The sequence below is a fragment of the Pelomonas caseinilytica genome (genome assembly GCF_021353235.1).
GTDB classification, from domain to species: Bacteria; Pseudomonadota; Gammaproteobacteria; order Burkholderiales; family Burkholderiaceae_C; genus Pelomonas; species Pelomonas caseinilytica.
This window is the reverse complement of record NZ_JAJTWT010000017.1, coordinates 25,156-42,608: the sequence shown is the minus strand read 5'-3', so window position 1 is coordinate 42,608 and position 17,453 is coordinate 25,156. Positions and strand designations below refer to the sequence as shown.

16 protein-coding genes are annotated in these 17,453 nt (G+C 72.7%); 10 read left to right on the top strand and 6 right to left on the bottom strand.

The genetic code is table 11. The features are described from left to right. The first annotated feature begins 30 nt into the window (after positions 1-30). From LXT12_RS24785 to LXT12_RS24770, 4 genes are all read left to right on the top strand, one after another. Positions 31-2,013: a ferritin-like domain-containing protein gene (locus LXT12_RS24785; RefSeq protein WP_233394982.1), complete on the top strand. Its 1,983-nt coding sequence runs from the start codon at positions 31-33 to the stop codon at positions 2,011-2,013. Continuing rightward, positions 1,994-4,822, top strand: coding sequence for a PAS domain-containing hybrid sensor histidine kinase/response regulator (locus LXT12_RS24780; protein WP_233394981.1), 2,829 nt, complete (start codon positions 1,994-1,996; stop codon positions 4,820-4,822). Before LXT12_RS24785 ends, LXT12_RS24780 begins: the two co-directional genes overlap by 20 nt. A 10-nt stretch (positions 4,823-4,832) precedes the next feature. Further along, positions 4,833-5,222, top strand: coding sequence for a DUF488 domain-containing protein (locus LXT12_RS24775; protein WP_233394980.1), 390 nt, complete (start codon positions 4,833-4,835; stop codon positions 5,220-5,222). Between the two features lie 68 nt (positions 5,223-5,290). Then, positions 5,291-5,623, top strand: coding sequence for a four-helix bundle copper-binding protein (locus LXT12_RS24770; RefSeq protein WP_233394979.1), 333 nt, complete (start codon positions 5,291-5,293; stop codon positions 5,621-5,623). A 322-nt stretch (positions 5,624-5,945) separates the two neighbouring features. Here the strand turns inward: LXT12_RS24770 and LXT12_RS24765 are convergent, their stop codons facing one another. After that, positions 5,946-6,635 (bottom strand): helix-turn-helix transcriptional regulator, encoded by a 690-nt coding sequence (locus LXT12_RS24765; protein WP_233394978.1) that lies wholly within the window; start codon positions 6,633-6,635, stop codon positions 5,946-5,948. Between the two features lie 75 nt (positions 6,636-6,710). On the opposite strand from LXT12_RS24765, the gene LXT12_RS24760 reads away from it, so the two are divergent. The 3 genes from LXT12_RS24760 (at position 6,711) to LXT12_RS24750 (ending at position 8,016) form a co-directional block, all read left to right on the top strand. Then, positions 6,711-6,911, top strand: coding sequence for a hypothetical protein (locus LXT12_RS24760; protein WP_233394977.1), 201 nt, complete (start codon positions 6,711-6,713; stop codon positions 6,909-6,911). Positions 6,912-7,053: 142 nt separating this feature from the next. Next, positions 7,054-7,632 (top strand): TMEM165/GDT1 family protein, encoded by a 579-nt coding sequence (locus LXT12_RS24755; protein ID WP_233394976.1) that lies wholly within the window; start codon positions 7,054-7,056, stop codon positions 7,630-7,632. A 66-nt stretch (positions 7,633-7,698) separates the two neighbouring features. Next, a complete protein-coding gene (locus LXT12_RS24750; RefSeq protein ID WP_233394975.1) occupies positions 7,699-8,016 on the top strand; it encodes a DUF805 domain-containing protein in 318 nt (105 codons plus the stop codon). Here the strand turns inward: LXT12_RS24750 and glpK are convergent. Continuing rightward, a complete protein-coding gene (gene glpK, locus LXT12_RS24745; protein WP_233394974.1) occupies positions 8,013-9,479 on the bottom strand; it encodes a glycerol kinase GlpK in 1,467 nt (488 codons plus the stop codon). The genes LXT12_RS24750 and glpK overlap by 4 nt on opposite strands. A 22-nt stretch (positions 9,480-9,501) precedes the next feature. Here glpK and glpD point away from each other — a divergent pair, with 22 nt between their 5' ends. After that, positions 9,502-10,974, top strand: coding sequence for a glycerol-3-phosphate dehydrogenase (glpD, locus tag LXT12_RS24740; RefSeq protein WP_233394973.1), 1,473 nt, complete (start codon positions 9,502-9,504; stop codon positions 10,972-10,974). A 37-nt stretch (positions 10,975-11,011) separates the two neighbouring features. Then, on the top strand, positions 11,012-11,980 hold the full coding sequence (locus LXT12_RS24735) for a DMT family transporter (RefSeq protein WP_233394972.1): 969 nt from the start codon (positions 11,012-11,014) through the stop codon (positions 11,978-11,980). Here LXT12_RS24735 and LXT12_RS24730 read toward each other — a convergent pair. From LXT12_RS24730 to LXT12_RS24715, 4 genes are all read right to left on the bottom strand, one after another. Next, positions 11,955-12,722: a metallophosphoesterase gene (locus LXT12_RS24730; RefSeq protein ID WP_233394971.1), complete on the bottom strand. Its 768-nt coding sequence runs from the start codon at positions 12,720-12,722 to the stop codon at positions 11,955-11,957. The genes LXT12_RS24735 and LXT12_RS24730 overlap by 26 nt on opposite strands. A 54-nt stretch (positions 12,723-12,776) precedes the next feature. Continuing rightward, positions 12,777-13,538, bottom strand: coding sequence for a YecA/YgfB family protein (locus LXT12_RS24725; RefSeq protein ID WP_233394970.1), 762 nt, complete (start codon positions 13,536-13,538; stop codon positions 12,777-12,779). A 29-nt stretch (positions 13,539-13,567) separates the two neighbouring features. After that, on the bottom strand, positions 13,568-14,557 hold the full coding sequence (locus tag LXT12_RS24720) for a substrate-binding domain-containing protein (RefSeq protein ID WP_233394969.1): 990 nt from the start codon (positions 14,555-14,557) through the stop codon (positions 13,568-13,570). 785 nt (positions 14,558-15,342) lie between these two features. After that, the gene (locus LXT12_RS24715) at positions 15,343-16,197 is read right to left on the bottom strand and encodes a 23S rRNA (adenine(2030)-N(6))-methyltransferase RlmJ (protein WP_233394968.1); all 855 of its coding nucleotides are present in this window, start codon (positions 16,195-16,197) and stop codon (positions 15,343-15,345) included. A gap of 163 nt (positions 16,198-16,360) precedes the next feature. On the opposite strand from LXT12_RS24715, the gene LXT12_RS24710 reads away from it, so the two are divergent. Then, positions 16,361-17,449, top strand: a complete 1,089-nt coding sequence (locus LXT12_RS24710; RefSeq protein WP_233394967.1) for an alkene reductase — start codon at positions 16,361-16,363, stop codon at positions 17,447-17,449. Positions 17,450-17,453: the final 4 nt, after the last annotated feature.

The following is a 17,453-nucleotide window of genomic DNA, read 5'->3' as shown; positions in this document are numbered from 1 at the left end:
CGGGCCCATGGCCCCACAGGACGCGCCCTCATGACCACGCCCCCACCGGCCGCCGCGGCGCCCAGCCGCGAGCAACTGCTGCACAGCCTCTACGAGGCCGCCGAGCTGGAGCACAACCTGATGTGCACCTACCTCTACGCGGCCTTCAGCCTCAGGCAGGGCGAGGCCGAGGGCCTGCGGCCGCAGGAGGCCGAGGCCGTCGAGCGCTGGCGGCGCGAGATCGTCGCGGTGGCGGTCGAGGAGATGGGCCACCTCGTCGCCGTCTGGAACATCACGGCGGCGCTGGGCGGCGCGCCGCGCTTCGGCCGCGGCAACTTCCCGCTCGACCCGGGCTATCTGCCGGCCCGCGTGGTCGTCAAGCTCGCGCCCTTCAGCGAGGCCACGCTGCAGCATTTCGTCTACCTCGAACGCCCCGAGGGCAGCGACGAGCCCGACGGCGACGGCTTCGCGGCCGAGCGCCTCTTCAAGCGCGGCACGGCGGCGCTACGCGTCACGCCGATGGCGCGCGACTACGACACCGTCGGCCACTTCTACGCCACCCTCAGCGCCGAGCTGGCCGCCTTCGTCGCGGCGCATGGCGAGGTCGAGAGCTTCTGCGGCGACCGCGGGCTGCAGCTGGGCCCTAGCGAGCTCATCCTCGGCGGCGCCAAGCCGGTGCTGTGCTCCAGGACGGCGCTGGCCGCCTTCGACGCCATCGTGCGGCAGGGCGAAGGCGCGCCCAGCGACAGCGAGACCTCGCACTACCAGCGCTTCGCCGCCATCCGCGCCGAGCTGCGCGCCCTGCGCGAGGCCAACCCCGCCTTCGAGCCGGCCTGGCCCGCGGCCACCAACCCGGTGCTGCGCCGGCCGCCGCGGCCGGAGGGGCGGGTTTGGCTGGAGAACCCGGCGGCCAGCGAGACCGTGGACGTGGCCAACGCCAGCTACGGCCTGATGCTGCGACTGCTGGCACAGAGCTATGCCCTGCCGGGTCCCTCGGCCGAGAAGCGCCTGCACGTCGACCTGGCCCTGGGCCTGATGCGCGCCTTTACGCCGCTGGCCGAGCATGCCGCCCGGCTGCCGGCCGGCCCCAGCAACCCGGGCTGCCATGCCGGCGCCAGCTTCACGTCGCTGCGCGACGCCGCGGCCATGCCGCCCGGCCCGGCGGCGCGGCGCTTCGTGCTGGAGCGGCTGGGCGAGCTGGCGGATGCCGCGGCCAGCCTGCACGCCAGCCTCGGCGCCGAACGGACCGGCCGGGCGGCCAGCCTGCTGAAGGCCCTGCGCGAGCGGGCCGAGCGCGGTCTGGACCTGAAAGCACCGGCCACGCCCGCCGCCGCACCCACGGCCGCGCCGGCACCGGCGCCTCCCGCGCCGCCCGCCGAGCACGTCGACGGCGTCGAGGTCGTGCAGGGCGAGAAGGTGGAGCTGCGCTTCGAGGCGCGGCGCTGCATCCACGCGCGCTTCTGCGTGACGGGGGCGCCGCAGGTCTTCCTGGCCAACGTCAAGGGCGACTGGCTCTACCCCGATGCCATGCCCGTCGAGCGCCTGGTCGACATCGCCCATGCCTGCCCCTCGGGCGCCATCCAGCTGCGCCGCAAGGACGGCCAGCCCGACGAAGGGCCGCCGCCGGTCAACCTCGTCTCGGTGCGCGAGGCCGGCCCCTACGCCCTGCGCGGCGAGCTGGTGCTGCGCGGCCAGGCCATCGGCACGCGGGCGACGCTGTGCCGCTGCGGCGCGAGCAAGAACAAGCCCTTCTGCGACGGCAGCCACCACGAGGCCGGCTTCGACGCGACGGGCGAGCCCGAGACGGGCCTGCTCGGCCTGCCCACTGACATGCCGGCCCGCCGCGACGGCCGCGTCGACATCGAGCCCGAACCCAACGGTCCGCTGCAGTTGCGAGGCCAGGTCGAGGTCATCAGCGGCACCGGCCGCATGGTCTGCCGCGTCGCCCAGGCGCGGCTGTGCCGCTGCGGCGGCAGCCAGACCAAGCCCTTCTGCGACGGCAGCCACGCACGCAATGGCTTCAGCGCCGACTAAGCCCGCCTCGCCGAGCCGCGCCACGCGCACCCGCGAGTCACCTCACGAGCTGGCGGCGCGCGTGCTCGTCATCGTGCTGGCCTGCCTGGGCTTGGCGATGTCGCTGCTGGCCGCGTTCGAGTACGCCATGGGCCGCACCAGCGAGCTGTCCGCCCAGCGGCTGATGATCGCCCTGGGCATGCTGGCGGCGGCCGGCCTGGGCCAGTGGCTGCGGCGCGCCGGGCGGCCGGTGTCGGCCTGCGTCGTGACCCTGGTGGTGGCCATCATGACGCTGGCCTTCCACGCCATGCAGGTGGGCCTGGGCGTGCATGCCATGTCGCTGGTGGCGGCCTGCCTGGCCATCACCCTCGGCGGCGGCCTGGCCGGCAGCGGCGCCGCGTGGCTGCTGACGGGCTTCTACCTGTTCGCCGTCGGCCTGCTGGCGCTGATGGAGGCGCGCGGCGCCATCCCGGGGCAGGCCGCGCCGCTGCACATCACCCTGGCCGACCGCGTCGTCGCGCACGCGCTGATCGCCGCGACGGCCCTGCTCGGCGCCCTGCTCATCCACCGCATCGTCGGCACCGCGCTGCGCAAGGCCCTGGGCGAGGAGGCCCGCCTGGCCCGGCTGGTGCAGGCCTCGCACAACTGGGCCTGGGAGGCCGACGAGAACTTCCGGGTCACCTGGCTGTCCGACGAGTTCGAGCCGCTGTCGGGCCACCGGCGCGACGAGTTCATGCGCATGGGCCAGCCCGACGGACCGGTGCTGGTGCGCGACGCCGACTTCCAGGCCCTGATTGAGGACATCCACGCCAAGCGTGCCTACCGCGACCGCGTCAACGGCTTCCGCACGCCGGACGGCCGGCTGCTGTGGACGCTGAGTTCCGGCGAGCCCGTCTTCGACGCCGCCGGCCGCCACACGGGCTGGCGCGGCGTGAGCCATAACATCACCGGCGAGCGGCTGGCCCTGCAGCAGCACCAGCGCACCGCCAGCATGCTCGACCGCGTGCTGCGCGCCAGCCCCGACGCCATCTGCGTGGCCCACATCGGCGACGGCCGCATCCGCTTCGCCAACACGGGGTTCTGCGCCCTGGCCGGCCACAGCCGCGAGGAACTGTTGGGCCGCTCGGCCCGCGAGCTCGGCCTGTGGCCCGACAGCACCGAACCCCGGCGCCTGGCCGCCGAGCTGGCCGCGACCGGTCTCGTGCGCGACTTCCGCTCGGCCATCGTCGTCGACGGCCACTGGCGCGAACTGCTGGTTTCCGCGGCCACGATGGAGTGGGACGGCGAGCCCGCCACCATGATCATCGCCCGCGACATCACCGAGCGCGAGCGTGCCCGCATCGAGGCCGACGCCATCCTCGACCATGCCAGCGTCGGCATCGCCCTGACCCGCGGCGAGCGCTTCGGGCGCACCAACCGCCACTGGCAGGAGATCTTCGGTGGCGTCGAGCCCCGCCTGGCCGAAGGCAGCCCGCCGCTGCCCGCCGCGCACGACATCGCCGAGGCCGCCCTGGCCTTCGAGCGCGACTTCATCCGCCCCGACGGCCGGCGCATCACCGTGCAGTTCAACGCCCGCGGCCTGCCGGCGCGCCTGGCCGGCCCCGGCGGCGTTGGCGACGCCGACCGGGCCACGCTCTGGGTGGCCGAGGACGTGACCGAGCGGCGGCGCCAGGAGCGCGAGCTGCAGGCCGCCAAGCAGCAGGCCGAGACGGCCAGCCACGCCAAGAGCGCCTTCCTGGCCACCATGAGCCACGAGATCCGCACGCCCCTCAACGGCGTGCTCGGCCTGGCCCGGCTGCTGCAGCAGGCCGGGCCCGACGACCCGCGCCGGCCGCAATACCTCTCCCACCTCGTCGGCGCCGCCGAGTCGCTCAACGAGATCGTCTCCAACGTGCTCGACCTGTCCAAGATCGAGGCCGGCCACCTGGTACTGGAGCGCATCGAGTTCGACCTGCACGCCCTGGCCCGGGCGAGCTTCGAGGGCTGCGCCGCACTGGGGCGCGAGCGCGGCCTGGAGATGCGCCTCGAACTGGCGCCCGGCCTGCCGCGCCTGGTCGTCGGCGACCCGCTGCGGGTGCGCCAGATCATGGCCAACTTCCTGGTCAACGCGCTGAAGTTCACCGAGCGCGGCCACATCCGCCTGACGCTGTCGCCGGCTGGCGTCGACCGGGTGCGGCTGGCCGTGGAGGACAGCGGCATCGGCGTTCCCGACGAACTGCAGCGCCGCCTCTTCCGCCCCTTCGCCCAGGCCGACGACTCCACCACGCGCCGCTTCGGCGGCACCGGCCTGGGCCTGTCCATCTGCCGGGAACTCGCGGCGCGCATGGACGGCCGCGTCGGCGTCGACAGCGACGGCGCCCACGGCTCCACCTTCTGGGCCGACGTGGCCCTGCCTACCAGCCTGACCGCCGACGACACCGGCACGCGGCTGCGCCTGCCGCCGCCGCCGCGCTACCCCCTGGCCGGCCAGCGCCTGCTGGTGGCCGAGGACAACCCCGTCAACCGCCTCATCATCACGGCCCTGCTGCAGCGCCTGGGGGCCGAGGTCGTCGAGGCGGAGGACGGCGAGCAGGCCGTCGCCATCGCCCGCGCCCAGGCCCAGCGCCTGGACGGCGTGCTGATGGACCTGCACATGCCCAAGATCGACGGGCTGAGGGCCACGGCCCTGCTGCGCGCCGACGCCGCGACCGCGCGCCTGCCCATCCACGCCTTCACCGCCGCCGTGCTCGACCAGGAGCGCCAGGCCGCGCTCGACGCCGGCATGAACGGCTTCATCGCCAAGCCGGTGGCCGAGGCGGAGGTCATCCGCGTGCTCGGGCGCCAGCCCTGAAGGACAACCCATGCCCATCCGCATCGTCCGCCTCGGCAGCCCGCGCGCGCCGGATGAAGGCACCCGCATCGGCACCGTGCGCCGCCCGCCGCGCGGCGTGCCCAAGGCCGAGTTCGCCTCGCGGGACTTCTACGACGTGTGGTTCCCCAACCTCGCGCCGAGCCTGGAGACCATGAAACTCGGCCAGGCCGCCGGCAGCGATGCCGACTGGAAGGCCTTCACGAGGAAATACCAGGCCGAGATGGCCCAGCCCGAGGCCCAGCACGCCCTGGCCCTGCTGGCCACGCTGTCGGCACAGACGAATTTCTCGGTGGGCTGCTACTGCGAGGACGAGTCGCGCTGCCATCGCTCGCTGCTCAGGCGGCTGCTGGCCGACCACGGCGCCAAGATCGTCGACTGAGCGGAGGCCGGGCCGCGGGATGGGCATCCCGATTGCCGCCTTCGGTCTCTTTTGCCAAGGAGACCGTCATGGCCCGAGACCTGGACACCGAATGCATCGACGCCTGTCATGCCTGCGCCGACGCCTGCGACCGCTGCGCCACCGCCTGCCTGCAGGAGGCCGACGTCAAGGCCATGGCGCACTGCATCGAACTCGACCTGGAATGCGCCGCCATCTGCCGCCTGGCGGCGTTCAGCATGGCCCGGCAGGGCGAGTTCGCCAAGCGCATCTGCGCCCTGTGCGCCCTGGTGTGCGACGCCTGCGGCGAGGAATGCGCCCGGCACGACCACACCCACTGCCAGGACTGCGCCGCCGCCTGCCGCGCCTGCGCCGAGGCCTGCCGGCGGATGGCCTCGGTCTGAACGGCTGACGGCGTCATCCGCCCTGCGGGCCGAGCGCTGGGCTGCCAAGGGCCAGAGGCCCTTGGCCTGTCGTAGGCACAAGCAGTCCGCAGGGACTGCTTGTGTCCGACTCCAGTTCCCGGGCCGGCCCGCAGGCGATGTGCTTGCGGCTCAATGCCGCAAGCGTCGCCGTCCCCTTGGGGGCTGAGGCCGGACACGGCAAGTCCTGAGGACTTGTCGTGCCTGCCGAAGAGCAGCCGCTCCGTCGGCTGCGCGGTCTGCCAGACCGGCCGGGCCCGCTGGCGTTCAGCCGCGGGCCCGGACGAGGGGCTTCACACCCACCTCATCCACACTCCTGCGCCTCCCGCTGGCGGTTCATGTCCGCCAGCGTCTTGCCCGGCTCGTCGCGGAAAGCCTCGTCCAGCACCTCCAGCGTCTCCACGCGGTCGACGCGGAAGCTGCGGAAATCGCCGCGCAGCTCGCACCAGGCGGCCAGCGTCCACACCGGCCCCCAGAACAGGCAGGCCAGCGGGCGCACGACGCGGTCGCTGCGCACGCCGCCCAGGTCCAGGTAGCCGACCTTCAGCTTGCGCCGCGCCTCCGTGGCCTCGCGCATGGCGGTGAGGTGGGCGCTGGTGGCCGGGTCCAGCGCGGGCAGCGGCGCGTACAGGGCCAGGCTCTCGGCCGCGGCGCGTGCATCCAGCGGCAGCACGGCCAGGATCTTGGACAGCGCGTTCTCGGCCTGGCGGGCCAGGGCGGCGTCCAGGCGCGACTCGGCCATGCGCACCGTCGCGACCAGGGCCTGGGCCTCCTGCTTGCTGAACATCAGCGGCGGCAGGTCGAAACCGGCCCGCATGCGGTAGCCCACGCCCGCCTCGCCCTCGATGGGCACGCCCTGCTGGCCCAGCGCCGCGATGTCGCGGTAGACGGTGCGCATCGACACCTCCAGCCTCTGGGCGAGGTAGTCGGCCGTCGTGAGGCGGCGCCCGCGGATGAGCTGGACGATCTGGAAGAGGCGGTCGGCGCGGCGCATAGTGGGCCATTGTGGATGAGCAGGCACGACCCTTGCGAAAGACAGGGGTCACCGGCAACGACGTCGAACACCCCCATGGCCCTCTACGCCTCCCATGCCCGCGGCACCTGCGGGCTCGACCTGGCCACCCTGGGCGCCATCAGCGCCCCGCAGCCATCGCTCGCACCCGGCCAGCTCTTCGTCGCCACCGGCACGCGCCCCTCGCCGGGGCCCCGCCGCCCCCGCCCAGGGCGCAGCCGGCCCGCCCCGGTGCAACCAACGGGCTCCCATCCCTGAGCGGGTCCGGCACGGTCGGGTCTGGAAAAGTCGGCAGCCGCCATGGGGCCTCCAGCGTCCGAAAGCCCGCATGCTGCTCGGTTGAGCCGTCAGCGTCTGTCAGCAGTCGGAGGTGGCCGAAGACTCCATCGACAATGCCTCGATGCAAGCCTTCCTGATCGCCACCGGCCTGGTGGCCCTCGCCGAGATCGGCGACAAGACCCAGCTCCTCGCCTTCATGCTCGCGGCCCGCTTCAGGCGGCCGGTGCCCATCGTGCTGGGCATCTTCGTCGCGACCGTCTTCAACCATGCCGCGGCCGGCGCCCTCGGCGCCTGGCTCACCGGATTCATCGGGCCGACCGTGCTGCGCTGGATCCTCGGCCTGTCCTTCCTCGCGATGGCCGGCTGGATGCTCATCCCCGACAAGCTCGACGAGGACGACGCGCCCAAGCCCGGCCACGGTGTCTTCCTGACCACCGTCATCGCCTTCTTCCTGGCCGAGATGGGCGACAAGACGCAGATCGCCACCGTGGCGCTGGCGGCGCGCTTCCCGCACGACTTCCTCGGCGTCGTCGCCGGCACGACCTTCGGCATGATGGTCGCGAACGTGCCGGCCGTGCTCATCGGCGGCAAGCTGGCGCAGAAACTGCCGGTCAAGCTGGTGCACACGGTGGCGGCCGTGATCTTCGCCCTGCTCGGGGTGGCGACGCTGGCCGGCGCGGGCGAGAGCCTCGGGTTTTGAGGGGGTGCGGGCGGCGGCGCCTGGCCCTAGCATGCACCCGGCATCACCACCTCCCGGGATGAGGACATGACCTTCCAGGAATCGATCCAGATCTGCTTCAAGAAATACGCCGACTTCAGCGGCCGTGCGAGTCGCTCCGAGTACTGGTGGTTCTTCCTCTTCATCTTGCTCGGTTCGGCCGCGCTGTCCTATGTGAGCCACGCCCTGTCGGGCGTCTTCGCCATCGGCACCCTGCTGCCTTCCCTCGCCGCGGCCACGCGGCGGCTGCACGACACCGGCCGCAGCGGCTGGTGGCAGCTGATCGCCCTGGTGCCGCTGGTCGGCTGGATCGTCCTGTTCGTGCTGCTGGCCCAGGAGAGCAGCGGCGGCGCCGAAGCCGTCTAGGGCGCCAGCACCTGGCGCACGGCCCGGTCCCACTGGGCCAGCCGGGCGCCGGCCTCGTCGCGCGACATGCGCGGCTCGAAGGCGCGCTCGAGCTGCCAGATGGCCCCGATGTCCGCCACCGAGCCGTAGAGCCCGACGCCCAGGCCCGCCAGCAGGGCCGCGCCCAGGGCCGTCGTCTCGATGACGCGGGGCCGCAGCACCGGGATGCCGAGCAGGTCGGCCTGGAACTGCATCAGCAGGTCGTTGGCGCTGGCGCCGCCGTCCACGCGCAGTTCCGTCAGGCGATCGGCCGCGCCGACGTCGGCATTCATGGCGGCGAGCACCGCGGCGCTCTGGAAGGCGATGCTTTCCAGGGCGGCCCTGGCAATGTGACCCTGGGTGGTGCCGCGCGTCAGGCCGAGCAGGGCGCCGCGGGCGTCGGGCCGCCAGTAGGGCGCGCCGAGGCCGGCGAAGGCGGGCACGAACATCACGCCGCCCGCGTCGCTCACGCTCTCGGCCAGGGCCTGGACCTCGCCACTGCCGCCGATGGCCCGCAGGCCGTCGCGCAGCCACTGCACGACGGCGCCGCCGACGAAGACACTGCCTTCCAGCGCGAACTGCGGCGCCGGGCCGACCTGGGCCGCCCGCGTCGTGACCAGGCCTTGCGTGGACGCGCGCGCCTCGCCGCCGGTGTGCATGAGCAGGAAGCAGCCGGTGCCATAGGTGTTCTTGGCCTGCCCCGGCGCGAGCGCCGCCTGGCCGAAGAGGGCGGCCTGCTGGTCGCCCGCGATGCCGGCGATGGGGGCGCCGAACGCCGCCGCCTGGCCGAAGCCCCCGGCCGAGGGGCGCACCTCGGGCAGCAGGGCGCGCGGGATGCCGAAGAGGCCGAGCAGCTCGTCGCTCCAGTCGCCGCGGTGGATGTCGAAGAGCAGGGTGCGCGAGGCGTTGCTCACGTCGGTGGCGTGGACGGCGCCGCCGGTGAGCTTCCACAGCAGCCAGCTGTCCACGGTGCCGAAGGCCAGCTCGCCGCGTTCGGCGCGCTCGCGGGCGCCGTCGACGTGGTCGAGCAGCCAGCGCAGCTTGGTGGCCGAGAAGTAGGGGTCCAGCACCAGGCCGGTCAGCTCGCGCACGCGCGGCTCCAGGCCCTGGCCCTTCAACTGCTCGCACAGGCCGGCGGTGCGGCGGTCCTGCCAGACGAGGGCGCGGTGCAGGGGCTGGCCGGTGCGGCGGTCCCACAGCACGGTGGTCTCGCGCTGGTTGGTGATGCCGATGGCGGCCACCTTCACGCCCGCGCGCGCCAGGGCCTCCTCGGCGCAGGCCAGCTGGCCGGCCCAGATCTCCTCGGCGTCGTGCTCGACCCAACCGGGGTGCGGGTAATGCTGGGTCAGCTCACGCTGGGCCAGCGCCAGCAGGTGGCCGGAACGGTCGAACACCAGGGCCCGCGAACTCGAGGTTCCCTGGTCCAGCGCGAGCAGAGCATCCATGGCGGTCATTTAGAGTGGTTGCATGGACGATTTTGACGTCGTGGTGGTGGGAGGCGGCATCAACGGTACCGGCCTGGCGCGGGACCTGGCCGGCCGTGGCTGGCGCGTGCTGCTGGCCGAACGTGACGACCTGGCGGCACACACCTCCTCCGCCTCGACCAAGCTGGTGCACGGCGGCCTGCGCTACCTGGAGACCTACGAGTTCTCGCTGGTGCGCAAGGCCCTGCAGGAGCGCGAGGTGCTGCTGCGCAGCGCGCCCCACCTCATCCAGCCGCTGCGCTTCGTGCTGCCGCATGCGCCGCACCTGCGGCCGGCCTGGATGATCCGCATCGGGCTCTTCCTCTACGACCACCTGGCCCGCCGCGAGCTGCTGCCCGGCTCGCAGGGCCTGCGCTTGCGGGGCAGCGTCTATGGCGCGCCGCTCAAGCCCGAGTTCACGCGCGGCTTCGCCTACTCCGACGGCTGGGTGGACGACGCCCGCCTCGTCGTCGCCAACGCCCAGGATGCGCGGGCCCGCGGCGCCGAGGTGCTGACGCGCTGTGCCGTCACGCGCGCCGTGCGCGGCGCCGAGGCCTGGGAACTGGCGCTGCAGGGCGGGCGCCGCCTGCGCAGCCGCGCCCTGGTCAACGCCGCGGGGCCCTGGGCCGAGCGCTTCCTGCGCGACCACGCGCAAGGTGCCGCCGGGCAGCCGCTGGCGGCGCGAGGCCTGCGCCTGGTCAAGGGCAGCCACATCGTCGTGGCCGCGCGTTTCGCGCACGACCATGCCTACATCTTCCAGAACGCGGACGGCCGCATCCTCTTCGCCATCCCCTACCAGGGCCGGTTCACGCTGATCGGCACGACGGACGTCGAGCTGCCCGAGCACGAGGACCCGCCCGGGCGCGCCGCCATCGACGCGGCCGAGGTGGACTACCTCTGCGAGCAGGCCAGCCGTTATCTCGCCGAGCCGGTGCGGCCGGCGGACGTGCTGTGGAGCTATGCCGGCGTGCGGCCGCTGCTGGACGAAGGCGGCTCGGCCTCGAGCGTGACGCGCGACTACCTGCTCGAGGCGGACGCGGCCGGCGGTGCGCCGCTGCTCAACGTCTGGGGCGGCAAGCTCACGACCTACCGCAAGCTGGCCGAGGACGGCGCCGGCCAGCTCGGCGCCCTGCTGGGCGACGCCCGCCGGCCCTGGACGCACGGCGCCCGCCTGCCCGGCGGCGACCTCGGCCGGCATGGCGTGGACATCGCCGGCTTCGCCGCGGAGCTGCAGTCCCGCCATCCGCGCGTGGATGCGGCCACCGTCGCGCGGCTGGCCTTCGCCTACGGCAGCGAGGCGCCGGCCCTGCTGGCATCGCCGGGCGGCGAGGTCGCGCCGGGCCTGTTCGAGGCCGAACTGCGCCACCTGGTGGAGCGCGAATGGGCGCGCAGCGCGGAGGACGTGCTGTGGCGGCGCAGCAAGCTCGGCCTGCACTACGACGCCGCGCAGCGCGCCGCCGTGGCCGCGCGGTTCTGAGCCGGCCCCGGCCGCCGCCATCCCCGATGATGCGGCCATGCTCTTCGGTCTGTTGTTCGCCCTCGCCGCCGGGCTGATGTGGGGGCTGGTGTTCGTGGCGCCCGTGATGCTGCCCGGCTATGCCCCCGCCCAGCTGACGGTGGGCCGCTACCTGGCCTTCGGGCTGATCGCCCTGCCCCTGGGCCTGGCACTGGACCGCCGGCCGCTGCGCGAGCTGCAGGCGGCCGACTGGTGGGAGGCCGCCCGGCTCAGCCTGGTGGGCAACTTCCTGTACTACCTCTGCCTGTCGGCCGCCATCCAGCGCGCCGGCGCGCCGCTGCCGACCATGATCATCGGCACGCTGCCCGTCGTCATCGCCGTCTGCGCCAACCACCGCAACCGCGTGCGCGACGGCCACCTGCCATGGCGCAAGCTGGCGCCCTCGCTGGCCCTCATCGCCGCCGGGCTGGCCTGCGTCAACCGCGAGGAGCTGCGCGCCCTTCAGGCCCAGGCCGGCGACCCGCGCCGCTACGCCGAAGGGGCCGGCCTGGCCGTGCTGGCGGTGGCCTGCTGGACCTGGTATCCCATCCGCAACGCCGACTGGCTGCGCGCCCATGCGGACCGCAGCCCGCGGGCCTGGGCCACGGCCCAGGGCATGGTGACGCTGCCCATGGCGCTGGCGGGCGCCCTGCTGCTGACCCTGGTGCACCTGGCCGCGCCGGGCACGCTGACGCAGGCCGGCCAGGCCTTCCCACTCGGCGACCGGCCGCTGGCCTACGTCGGCCTGATGCTGGCCGTGGGGCTGTGCTCGTCGTGGCTGGGCACGCTGTGCTGGAACGAGGCGAGCCAGCGGCTGCCGACCTCGCTGTCGGGCCAGCTCATCGTCTTCGAGACGCTCGCCGCCTTGGCCTATGCCTTTGCCTGGACGGGCCGCCAGCCGTCGCCGCTGACCCTGGCGGGCGTGGCCCTGCTGGTGGCCGGCGTGGCCTGGGCGTTGCGCATCAGGCCGAAGCGAACACCTCCGTGACGCGCAAGCCGTCGAAGCCGTCGGCCTCGCCCTTGCGCACGTGGCCGCGCGCGTTGCTGACGATGCGCTTGCCGCCCAGCCGGTAGTCGTGCCGGCAGTGCAGGTGGCCGTGCAGCCAGAGCTGCGCCCACGGCAGCAGGTCTTCGTCGTCGTTGCAGAAGCTGGCCGTGCCGGGCTGGCGGCCGTAGCGGGGGTCGGCGCTCTTGAGGCTGGGCGCGAAGTGGGTGATGGCGACCGTGGCGTCCCAGTCGCCGGCGCGGGCCAGCTCCATGGCCAGCCAGGCCCGGCTTTCCAGCGCCAGGGCGCGCACGGCGTCCACGTCGAACGGCTGGCCATGCCGGGTGGCTTTCATCACCTTCTGGAAGTAGCCGCCGGCCCGCATGGCCCGCTCGCGGCCCGAAGGCCCGAAGGCGTCGAAGTCGCACCAGCGCGTGCAGCCGACGAAGCGCACGCGCCGGCCCTGGGCATCGGTCAGCACGACGGACTCGTCATCGAGCATGCGCAGGCCCAGCGCCTGCACGTGGCGGCGCAGCGCCTCGCGGGCCTCGTCCACGTCGCGGCCGTCGAACTCGTGGTTGCCCGGCACGAAGAGCACCGGCACCGGCCAGCCGCGGAAGAGCTCGAGGCTGCGCCAGGTGGTGTCGATGTCGCCCGCCAGCACCAGCACTTCCGCGCCCGGAGCCGGCACGGGCGGGTAGGACTCGGTCTCAAGGTGCAGGTCGGACAGCAGTTGCAGCTTCAAGTCAGTCGGGCACCGGGCCGGGCGCCAGGTGCCGGCCGCCTGGCCCTCGGTGCCTCAGTTGCTGCCATGGCATTGCTTGTACTTGCGCCCCGAGCCGCAGGGGCAGGGGTCGTTGCGGCCAACCTTGGGCGTGTCGCGCCGGATGGTCTCGACGCGATAGCGCTCCTGTTCGGTGAGGTCGGCCAGGTCGGCGACCGTGACGACCAGTTCCTCGATGGCGTCGTCCAGGTCCTTGAGCGGGTGCTCGCGATCCAGCGTGGCGACGACCTCCTTCTCCTCGGGCGTCTCGGCCGGCAGGTGGCGGTACAGCCGCGCCAGGGCGGCGGCGATGGCGTCGTCGGGCAGGTCGGCCAGCTCGGGGAAGCACAGGGCCGCGTGCTGGAAGCCGGCCACCCAGGGCATGAGGGCGCGCGAGATGGGCCCGAGGGCGTCATAGCTCTCGCGGGCGGCCCGCTCCTCCTCGGTGGCGTCCTCGGGCATGGGTTCGGGGGTCTGCGCCTCGTCGATGTCGAGGATGACGGGATCGAACCAGCCGTCCTCGACGAGGCCGCGGTTGAGGGCGGCGTGGCGCCGCTCGACGAGCTGGGTCAGCCGGTCCAGCCAGGTGGCGTCGACGCTCTCGGGCAGGCGGCCGCCGTCGTAGTCGAAGATGTTGGGCAGCCACTCGTCGATCTCGATGAGGCGGGGCTGCACGATGACGCCGCACAGGTAGCCGTCCAGCATCGAGGCGTCCAGCGGCTGCAGGGGCGCGGGCGTGGCGGCGAGGAGTTCGTCGAGTTCGGCGAACTCGGCGTCGGAGAGGTCTTGTGTGCTCATGGGCGGCGATTGTCCGCCCGGCGGCCGCCTCAGGTCGACCGAACGACGAGTTCGGTCGGCATGATCTCGCTGGCGGTGTCCTGGCCGGCGATGAGGTCCAGCACCTTGCGCGCCAGCAGCACGCCGCCGTGGTGCCAGTCCTGGCGCACGCTGGTGAGGGGCGGCGCGAAGCTCTGGGCGGCGGGGGAGTCGTCGTAGCCGATGACGGAGACGGCGTCGGGCACGGCCAGGCCGGCGTCGGTGAAGGCGCGCACGGCGCCCATGGCCAGCAGGTCGCTGGCGGCGAACAGACCGTCTGGGGCCCTGCCGCCCTTGGCGAGGTGGGATTGCACGGCGGTGAAGCCGGCGCCGAAGGTGAAGGCCGCGGGCGTGAGCGTCTGGGCCTTGAGGCCGGCCCGCTTGAGCGCCTTGACGAAGCCCTGCTGGCGGTCGCGGATCTCGGCGTGGCGCACGTCGCCCAGGAAGAGCAGCTCGCGCCGGCCCAGGGCCAGCAGCCGTTCGGCCGCGCTGGCGCCGCCGTGGGCGTTGTCGCCGCCGACGACGATGGCGTCACCCCGGCCGTGCTCGGCGCCCCAGACGACCAGGGGCAGGCCCATGGCCGCGGCCGACTTCACCGCCGAGCCGTTGGCGCCCTGGCCGAGCAGGATGAGGCCGTCGGCCGAGGCGGCCATGCCCTGGCCGGGGCTCTGCATGGCCGACAGCAGCACGCTGTAGCCGCGCGAGGTCAGCTCCTGGGTGATGCCGCCGAGCAGCTGCAGCGGGTAGGCATCGGTCATGGGGCGGTCGGCGTCGGGCTGCATCTCCAGCATGACGGCGACCATGTGGCTGCGGCGCAGGCGCAGGTTGCGGGCGTGGTGGTTGAAGCGGTAGCCGGCGGCTTCGGCCAGCGTCTTGATGCGCTCGCGCGTGGCGGGCGTCACGGAGGGGCTGTCACGCAGCGCCCGCGAGACCGTGATGGTGGAGACGCCGGCGAGCGCGGCGATCTGCTCCATCGTGACGGGTTTGCTGCTGTCGCTCATGCGGGGGCTGGGGTGAAGGACGGGGCGCAGCTTAAATCAGCGGGGCGGGCTGGGACTGCTCGGGTTGACGAGCCGTTGCGGGTCGGTGCGGTTTCGGTCGGGCTGCTTTGCTGAGAGCCTTTCGACTCGGTGCATTGGCTTTGGTCGGGTGGCTTTTGCGTCGAGCCTTTCGACTCGGTGCACCGCCGCGGGAATCCGCCCCGCGAGGGCGGGTAACTTTCTTCTGTCGCGCCAGAAGAAAGTCACCAAAGAAGAGGCGCTCTAAATCCAGCGCCCTGATGCGTTGAACGCCAAGAAGCGCCGAGAGGCGACCCGCTGCGCTCTCGCCGCTGTCCCTATGCCGAGCACCACGCATCGGACCTTCACGCCGGTTAACGCCGGCTGCACGCCGGGCTCACCAATGAAGGCACCACACGCCACGACGCGCCGCCCGAGCGGCGCTTGCGTTCAACTCGTGAGTTCGGCGTGCAGCCGACGTTAGGCGCACGGACGGTGGAGGCATCGGGCTCGTCACAAGGACAGTGGCGAGAGCGAAGCGGGTCGCCTGTTGCCCGGGCTGAGCGTTAAGCGCGCCAGAGGGCTCGCTTTAAAGCGCCTCTCTTTTGGTGACTTTTCTCTGGCGCCGACAGAGAAAAGTTACCCGCCCTCGCGGGGCGGATTCCCGCGGCGGTGCAGAGAGTCGCAAAGGCTCTCAGCAAAAGCAACCAACCTAAAAAGCACCGAGTTGCAAAGGCCTCACGCAAAAGCACGCCACCAACCGACTCAACGAACCGCAAAAGGCCCCCTCACACCACCTTCTGCTCCAGCACATAACTCGCCCCGTCGTAATGCCCCAACCTCTCCACCAACAGCGGCAGGCACTCCGCCAGCTCATCGTGCAAGGTGAAAGGCGGGTTGGCGACGAACATGCCGCTGCCCTGCATGCCGAAGCCGCGCTCGTCCGCCTGAGCCACCGTCAGGCGCACGTGCAGCCAGCCCTTCTTGGCCAGGGCGTCGGCGCTGGCCTTGAGCCGGGTGGCCAATTGGGTCGATTCGAGCCGCTGCAGCTGCGGGTACCAGACCATGACCACCGTGTCCGGCGCGCGCTCCAGCGCCTCGCGCAGGGCCGACAGCACCTTCACGTAGTCGGTCTTGAGCTCGTAGGGAGGATCCATCAACAGCGCCGCCCGCCGCGTCGGCGAGGGCAGCTCGCCCTTGATGGCAGCGAAGCCGTCGCGGTCGCTGACCTGGGTGCTGGGCCGGCCTTCGAGATAGCTGGCCAGGATGCGGTGGTCGGTTGGGTGCAGCTCGTAGGCGCGCAGCCGGTCGGTCGGGCGCAGCAGCATGTTGGCGATGGCCGGCGAGCCGGGGTACTGGCGGAGTTGGCCGTCGGGATTGAAGGCCCGCACCAGGCTCACGTAATCGGCCAGCGGCTCGGGCAGGTCGGAGCTGTCGTACAGGCGCGCGATGCCGGTGGCGTACTCGGCGTTCTTCTGCGCGTAGCGGCCCTCGACCGAATAGCCGCCCGCGCCGGCATGCGTGTCGACGAGGGTGTAGGGCTTGTCCTTTTCGCCCATGTAGCGCAGCACGCGGGTCAGCACGAGGTGCTTGAGGACGTCGGCATGGTTGCCGGCATGAAAGGCGTGGCGGTAGGCGAGCATGGCCCGATTGTCGCCAACACGCGGCGCGCAAGACGCCAAGCCTTGAGTCAGCGCAAACAGCGCGCTCGGCGCATGTATCACAGTCGCGGGCAACCGCACGGCCCGCAGGGGCGGGCCGGCGTGCGTAGTCTTCGCCGCCTCGCAGTTCCTGCCACCTTCCACCATGCCCACCCTCTTCGACCCCGCCCGCTTCGGCGACATCGAACTCGCCAACCGCGTCGTCATGGCGCCGCTCACGCGCAACCGCGCCACGCGGCAAACGCCCAACACCCTGCACGTCGAGTACTACCGGCAGCGCGCCGGGGCGGGGCTGATCCTCACGGAGGCGACCCAGATCCGTCCCGACGGCCAGGGTTATTTCGACACCCCCGGCATCCACAGCCCCGAGCAGATCGCCGCCTGGAAGCAGGTGACCGACGCCGTGCACGCCGCCGGCGGCAAGATCGTCGTGCAGCTCTGGCACGTGGGCCGCATCTCGCTGAAGAGCCTGCAGCCGGGCGGCCAGCAGCCCGTGTCGTCCACCGCCCGTGCCGCCAAGACGCGCACCTACGCGGCCTACGGCGAACTCGTGCCGACCGACGAGCCGCGTGCCCTGCGCACCGACGAGATCCCGGCGCTGATCGCCGACTACGTGCAGGCGGCGAAGAACGCCATGCTGGCCGGCTTCGACGGCGTGGAGGTCCACGGCGCCAACGGCTACCTGCTCGACCAGTTCCTGCGCGACAGCGCCAACGACCGCACCGACGCCTACGGCGGCTCCATCGAGAACCGCGCTCGGCTGCTGGTGGAAGTGATGACCGCCATCGCCGCGGCCATCGGCCCGGGCCGCACGGCACTGCGCCTGTCGCCCGTGACGCCGAGCAACGACATCGGCCAGGACAGCGATCCGCAGGCGCTGTTCAACCACGTCGCCGACCGGCTCGCGCCGCTGAAACTGGCCTTCCTGGAGGTGGTGGAGGGCGCCACCGGCGGCGCGCGCGACAACGTGCCCTTCGACTACGCCGAGCTGCGCCGCCGCTTCGGCGGTCCCTACATCGCCAACAACGGCTACGACCGCGCGGCGGCGCTCGACGCCGTGGCGAGCGGCCGGGCGGATGCCGTCTCCATCGGCCGGCCCTTCATCGCCAACCCCGACCTGGTCGAGCGGCTGCGCGAGGACCTGCCGTTGACCCAGCCTCAGAAGGACACCTTCTACGGAGGCGGCGTCACGGGCTACACCGACTACCCCACGGCGCGCCAGGCCTACGCCTGACGCC

What these genes read in the sequence shown, in the direction of transcription:
- LXT12_RS24720 (WP_233394969.1), bottom strand. Translation starts at nt 14,557, where the DNA reads ATGAGCGACAGCAGCAAACCCGTCACGATGGAGCAGATCGCCGCGCTC.
- LXT12_RS24725 (WP_233394970.1), bottom strand. Translation starts at nt 13,538, where the DNA reads ATGAGCACACAAGACCTCTCCGACGCCGAGTTCGCCGAACTCGACGAA.
- LXT12_RS24760 (WP_233394977.1), top strand. Translation starts at nt 6,711, where the DNA reads ATGGCCCTCTACGCCTCCCATGCCCGCGGCACCTGCGGGCTCGACCTG.
- LXT12_RS24750 (WP_233394975.1), top strand. Translation starts at nt 7,699, where the DNA reads ATGACCTTCCAGGAATCGATCCAGATCTGCTTCAAGAAATACGCCGAC.
- glpK (WP_233394974.1), bottom strand. Translation starts at nt 9,479, where the DNA reads ATGGATGCTCTGCTCGCGCTGGACCAGGGAACCTCGAGTTCGCGGGCC.
- LXT12_RS24770 (WP_233394979.1), top strand. Translation starts at nt 5,291, where the DNA reads ATGGCCCGAGACCTGGACACCGAATGCATCGACGCCTGTCATGCCTGC.
- LXT12_RS24755 (WP_233394976.1), top strand. Translation starts at nt 7,054, where the DNA reads ATGCAAGCCTTCCTGATCGCCACCGGCCTGGTGGCCCTCGCCGAGATC.
- LXT12_RS24710 (WP_233394967.1), top strand. Translation starts at nt 16,361, where the DNA reads ATGCCCACCCTCTTCGACCCCGCCCGCTTCGGCGACATCGAACTCGCC.
- LXT12_RS24775 (WP_233394980.1), top strand. Translation starts at nt 4,833, where the DNA reads ATGCCCATCCGCATCGTCCGCCTCGGCAGCCCGCGCGCGCCGGATGAA.
- LXT12_RS24765 (WP_233394978.1), bottom strand. Translation starts at nt 6,635, where the DNA reads ATGCGCCGCGCCGACCGCCTCTTCCAGATCGTCCAGCTCATCCGCGGG.
- LXT12_RS24735 (WP_233394972.1), top strand. Translation starts at nt 11,012, where the DNA reads ATGCTCTTCGGTCTGTTGTTCGCCCTCGCCGCCGGGCTGATGTGGGGG.
- LXT12_RS24785 (WP_233394982.1), top strand. Translation starts at nt 31, where the DNA reads ATGACCACGCCCCCACCGGCCGCCGCGGCGCCCAGCCGCGAGCAACTG.
- LXT12_RS24780 (WP_233394981.1), top strand. Translation starts at nt 1,994, where the DNA reads ATGGCTTCAGCGCCGACTAAGCCCGCCTCGCCGAGCCGCGCCACGCGC.
- LXT12_RS24715 (WP_233394968.1), bottom strand. Translation starts at nt 16,197, where the DNA reads ATGCTCGCCTACCGCCACGCCTTTCATGCCGGCAACCATGCCGACGTC.
- glpD (WP_233394973.1), top strand. Translation starts at nt 9,502, where the DNA reads ATGGACGATTTTGACGTCGTGGTGGTGGGAGGCGGCATCAACGGTACC.